The following is a 4,599-nucleotide window of genomic DNA, read 5'->3' as shown; positions in this document are numbered from 1 at the left end:
GACCACCGACAGCAATCGTGGGTTGCTGTCCCTGCCGAGAACTCGAACGAGACTGACGCAGCCCAGGGCTCCGAGAGCCACCAGCGCGGCGATCAGATACGGGGTGGCACCGGCACCGCCGGACGTTGTCGTGGCCACGAGATTCTGCTCCGCGGCCGCGTCGTCGGTGGCGGCAGCGGTTCCCGGCGGGAGTGCCGCGGAGGCGTCGCGCACGTTGGTGGCAATGCCGTTGACGATGCCCTCGACCGGCTCGACCGACGTCACGAGCTGATCGGTACCTGCCTTGAGCTGCTGGCCACCGTCGTCGAGCTGGCCGAGTCCGTCCCGCAACTGCACCGTGGCGTCGCCGAGCTGAGCGGTGGCCCCGAGGAACTGACTGTTCGGGTCGTTGAGCTCGGAGGACAGCTGCTGAGCACCACCTTTGAGGGTCTGCAGCTGGGCGAGAGTGTCGGGGCCGAAGGCCTGCGTGTTCAAGGTGTCGATGACGCCCCGGATCTCGCCGGAGATGGCGTCGGATCCCGGGTGCGGGAAGCGATCGACCTGGTCCGCGGTGGCGGCGAGTTTCGCGGTGAAATCGGCCTGCAGCGCCCCGAATCCGGCGAGTTGGTCGACGACCTGGTCGACGCCACCGCTGATCTGAGACGCGCCGTCACCGAGCTGACCGATGCCGTCGCGATACTGCCCGAACCCGTCGGCGAGCTGAATCGTTCCGTCGTGAGCCTGGGTGATGCCGTCGGCGAGCTGCCCGACGCCGTCGTTGAGCTGCGTTCCGCCCTCGGTCAGCTGACCGATACCGCTGGAGAGAAAAGTGATGGGCAGAGATGCGCTGTTGAGGCTGGTCCGGGCCGCGGCCAGAGGATCCGCCGTCTGCTGGTCCGGTGCCGGTGCCTGCTCCGTGTCGGCGACGGCGGTGGTGGGGGTCGCCGTGGATTCGCCACCGAGGTCGTAGCCGGTGCCGAGTGCAAAAGCACCTACCGCCACCAGAGGAAACGCCAGCGCAGTGAGAGCAACGGCAGGACGTCGGAAGATACGCAATTCACCCATGATGAGTTCGAGGCTAACTGCCAGGTTCGGCCTCGCCGACCACTCGATGGCCGTCGACGCCCCATTTCATGTCCTCTACCTGGGAGTTTAAGAGCTCTCTGTGGATTGTCGGTTCCGGGGCAACAGGTCCCACACATGCTCGGTCTCGTTCACCGAGGAGACCGACCTGGCGCCACTGCGGGAGAACAGCACACGTGTCACCGAGCAGTAGTCGATCGGGAAGCCGAGCACCTTCGGGGTCTGCAGAATGTCCTGCAGCAGGATGTTGATCACGCCGCCGTGGGCGAAGAGCGCGACAGTGTCGGTGTGTGCGCTGGCCGAGACGATGTCGGCGACGCCGGCCAGAACTCGCTGCCGAAACGCCTGCTCGTCGACCTGCTCGGGAAGGTGCCCGGCCTTGATGCGATCGAATGCCTCACGGAACTCGGTTTTGGCGGACTCGATCGGAACGTAGCCGCCGAAGTCGCGATCGTATTCGGCCACACGCTCGTCGGACTCGACGGTCAGACCGAGCCGATCGGCAAGAGGCTGCGCCGTCTGAACAGCGCGGAGTTGCGAACTCGACACGACTCGGGAGACCGGGAACCTGGCCACGGCACCCGGAACCCGCAGAGATTGTTCGACGCCGAGCTCGGCGAGAGCGGGATCGGCCGAGGTCTCCGACCGTTGCGGGAGAGCGTGCCGCACCAGAACCAGTTGCATCGACTCACCTAATCACGAGTGTTCGACCACTGCGCAGCACCATCGATCGAAATGCCGCCACCTGACGCGGCGAATCGGCCTGCGGATCCCACACCATGCCGATCCGTCTACGGGCCGCGGGTTGGGTGAGCCCGATGTCGACGGTTCCTCCTTCACCGCTGTGCGAGCGGATTCGCGGCAGTATGGCGATGCCGAGACCGGCCCCGACGAGGCCGCGCACCGTGTGGGTGTCCTGCCCCTCGAATGCGATGCGCGGGCTGAAACCGGCGTCCGCCCACAGCTCGTCGCAGATCGACCGCATGCCGAAACCGTGGCCCATCGCGATGTAGTTCTCGTCGGCGGTGTCGGCGAGATCGACCGATCTGCGTGAGGCGAGGCGGTGATCGGCCGGAACCACCAGCATCAGCCTCTCGTCGTAGAGCTGGAACGAATTGTTCTCGGTGTGCTCGGCGCTGAGGGAGACGAATGCCAGGTCCGAGACCCCGTCTTCGAGACGGTCGAGGCAGCGTGCGCGCGCACCCTGGTCCAGATCGAACGTGACGGCCGGGTGGTCGACGCGGAACTGCCGGATGAGCGCCGGTACGACGTCCTCGCCCAGGGTGTTCTGAAACGCCACTGCGATGCGGCCGCGGGCCCTGGCGTCGTGCTCGGTCATGGCGTCGATACCGGCGTCGATGTCGCTCAGCGCGCGCTGAAGATAGGGAATCAACACTCGGCCGGTGCTGGTGAGCACGATGCCGCGGCCGCGTCGTTCCACGATGTCGACGCCGAGGATCGCCGAAGCACGGGCCACCTGACGGCTGACAGTGGGTTGTGGGACGCCCAGGACGTGGGCGGCGTCGGTGATGTGCTCGGTATCGGCCACTGCGACGAGTGTCGGCAGCAGCGGCAGCAGTTCGATCGCTTCGCGACGCATCGCCGAATCATATCGCCGATGAATCGGTTTGCCGCCTCTCATGCATTGGACGAATACCGTGAGCACTTCTAACGTGATCTTCATGACTACGACGCAACCCGAGGTCCTCGAATGGGAGGGACACCCCAGGGGATCGCGCGAATACCGCCGGCTCGTGCTGGCGCTGCTGTTCGCCGGAGTCGCGACGTTCGCTCAGCTGTATTCGGTGCAGGGGATCCTGCCGCTCATCGCCGCCAATCTCGACATCACGCCGTCGCTGTCCTCGCTCGCCGTCGGACTTGCGACCGTGGGCGTTGCGGTGTCGGTCATTCCCTGGTCGGTGGCGGCCGACCGCATCGGTCGAGTCCGGGCCATGACTGCGTCGATCCTCACCGCCACGACGTTGGGACTGCTGGTTCCGCTCTCGCCCTCGCTCGAAGTGCTGCTGGTCGTTCGATTCTTCGAAGGTGCTGCACTGGGCGGTCTCCCGGCCATCGCGATCGCGTATCTCAGCGAAGAGGTGCACCGAAACCACACCGCGCTGGCGGCGGCGACGTACGTTTCGGGGACGACGCTGGGTGGGCTGCTCGGCCGCATAGTCGCGGGGCCCGTTGCGGAATACACCAACTGGCGTATCGGCACGTTGACGGTCTCGGTGATCGCGGCACTGGCCGCGGCCCTGTTCGTGTGGCTGGCCCCTCGGCCACGAACGGCATTGGTGCACAGCCAGATTCGTGACCTACCCGGTCGGTTGTGGGTCAACCTGCGCGAACCGGGGATGGCGGCACTCTACGGCCAGGGATTCCTGCTGATGGGCGGCTTCGTCGCGATCTACAACTTCCTCGGATTCCGTTTGGAAGCCGTGCCTTTCGGGCTCCCACAGTCCCTGATCAGCCTGATCTTCGTGGCCTACCTCAGCGGTACCGTGTCCTCGCGGGTAGCGGGCAATCTTGCGACGAAGCACGGCAGATCGGTGGTGCTCGCCGGATCGACCGCAACGATGATCGCCGGAGTGGCCCTGACGATGGCGTCGAACCTCGTCGTCATTCTGACCGGCCTGGTGATCCTGACCATGGGATTCTTTGCGGCCCACGCCATTGCGTCGGGATGGACCGGACAGCGCGCCGTGTACGGTCGCGCGCAGGCGACCTCGCTGTACAACCTCTTCTACTACGGCGGATCCTCCGTGGTCGGATGGATAGGCGGTGTCGTGTTCCAGTCCCTGGGTTGGAACGCGTTGGCGCTGTTCGTTATTGCGTTGGCACTCATCGCAGGCGTGTGGGCTGCATGCTTGAACGGCCGACTGGGGCGACCTGTTTCAGAAGGTTGATGCGCTTCCGGCAGCGATGGCAAAGATGATGATCGCTCCCACGATGACGACGAAGAGTGCGATCGACACGTAGCCGACGATGAGACCCGCTGTCGCGAACCCCGACCCACTCTCGCCGGTGCGCTTGATCTGACCACGCGAGATGTGGCCGCACACCACAGCGCAGATCGATGCAAGCAACGGAATGAACGTCAGACCCAGAATCGCCAACACCAGCGACACGATCGCCAACGTGTTGGTGGGCGCGGGAGCCTGATACCCGCCCGCATACGGCGCATTCCCGTACTGGGGGTTGGCGTATTGCGGGTTTTGGTAAGGGGGGTTCTGGTACTGCGGGTTTTGGTATGTGGGGTTCTGGGGCTGGGCGTTCGGATCTCGATACGGAGGATATTGCTCCGAACCCCCATACGACTCGTCCTTCCTGGACGCGTCGAACGAGTCGCTGCCTTCACCCTGCGGATAGCCCATGGCGGGAGTGTGGCACCTCGAGACAGCCGTCGCAACAGTTCTCTCGCGACGCTACGTACCGAGTTTGCCCCAGCCCACGTACGCGTCGACAGTGACGTAACCGGTCACGCGCGGCTGATCCCGAACCGGATACGGATTGCCGGTGTAATGCGTCGAGATG

Annotated in this window: 5 protein-coding genes; 1 reads left to right on the top strand and 4 read right to left on the bottom strand. The window is 65.1% G+C overall.

Annotated features, from left to right (window positions below; translation table 11 throughout):
• From A2J02_RS00795 to A2J02_RS00785, 3 genes are all read right to left on the bottom strand, one after another.
• The coding region (locus tag A2J02_RS00795; RefSeq protein ID WP_068045520.1) for a phage infection protein at positions 1-1,044 on the bottom strand (1,044 nt) is incomplete at its 3' end.
• A gap of 87 nt (positions 1,045-1,131) precedes the next feature.
• Positions 1,132-1,746 carry a histidine phosphatase family protein gene (locus A2J02_RS00790; RefSeq protein WP_068045517.1) on the bottom strand — a complete coding sequence of 205 codons (615 nt, stop codon included), beginning with the start codon at positions 1,744-1,746 and terminating at the stop codon, positions 1,132-1,134.
• 4 nt (positions 1,747-1,750) lie between these two features.
• Positions 1,751-2,662: a LysR family transcriptional regulator gene (locus A2J02_RS00785; RefSeq protein WP_231893654.1), complete on the bottom strand. Its 912-nt coding sequence runs from the start codon at positions 2,660-2,662 to the stop codon at positions 1,751-1,753.
• 82 nt (positions 2,663-2,744) lie between these two features.
• On the opposite strand from A2J02_RS00785, the gene A2J02_RS00780 reads away from it, so the two are divergent.
• Complete coding sequence (locus A2J02_RS00780) at positions 2,745-3,971, top strand: MFS transporter (RefSeq protein ID WP_068045512.1); 1,227 nt, start codon at positions 2,745-2,747, stop codon at positions 3,969-3,971.
• Here A2J02_RS00780 and A2J02_RS00775 read toward each other — a convergent pair.
• Positions 3,960-4,439, bottom strand: coding sequence for a DUF4190 domain-containing protein (locus A2J02_RS00775; RefSeq protein ID WP_068045509.1), 480 nt, complete (start codon positions 4,437-4,439; stop codon positions 3,960-3,962). The two genes, A2J02_RS00780 and A2J02_RS00775, sit on opposite strands and share 12 nt — an antisense overlap.
• Between the last annotated feature and the right edge of the window lie 160 nt (positions 4,440-4,599).

The sequence above is a fragment of the Rhodococcus sp. EPR-147 genome, from assembly GCF_001647185.1.
Classification (GTDB): Bacteria; Actinomycetota; Actinomycetes; order Mycobacteriales; family Mycobacteriaceae; genus Rhodococcoides.
Note: the sequence above shows the minus strand (reverse complement) of the source record. Positions and strands in the feature narration are given on the sequence as shown.

What these genes read in the sequence shown, in the direction of transcription:
- A2J02_RS00790 (WP_068045517.1), bottom strand. Translation starts at nt 1,746, where the DNA reads ATGCAACTGGTTCTGGTGCGGCACGCTCTCCCGCAACGGTCGGAGACC.
- A2J02_RS00780 (WP_068045512.1), top strand. Translation starts at nt 2,745, where the DNA reads ATGACTACGACGCAACCCGAGGTCCTCGAATGGGAGGGACACCCCAGG.
- A2J02_RS00775 (WP_068045509.1), bottom strand. Translation starts at nt 4,439, where the DNA reads ATGGGCTATCCGCAGGGTGAAGGCAGCGACTCGTTCGACGCGTCCAGG.
- A2J02_RS00785 (WP_231893654.1), bottom strand. Translation starts at nt 2,662, where the DNA reads ATGCGTCGCGAAGCGATCGAACTGCTGCCGCTGCTGCCGACACTCGTC.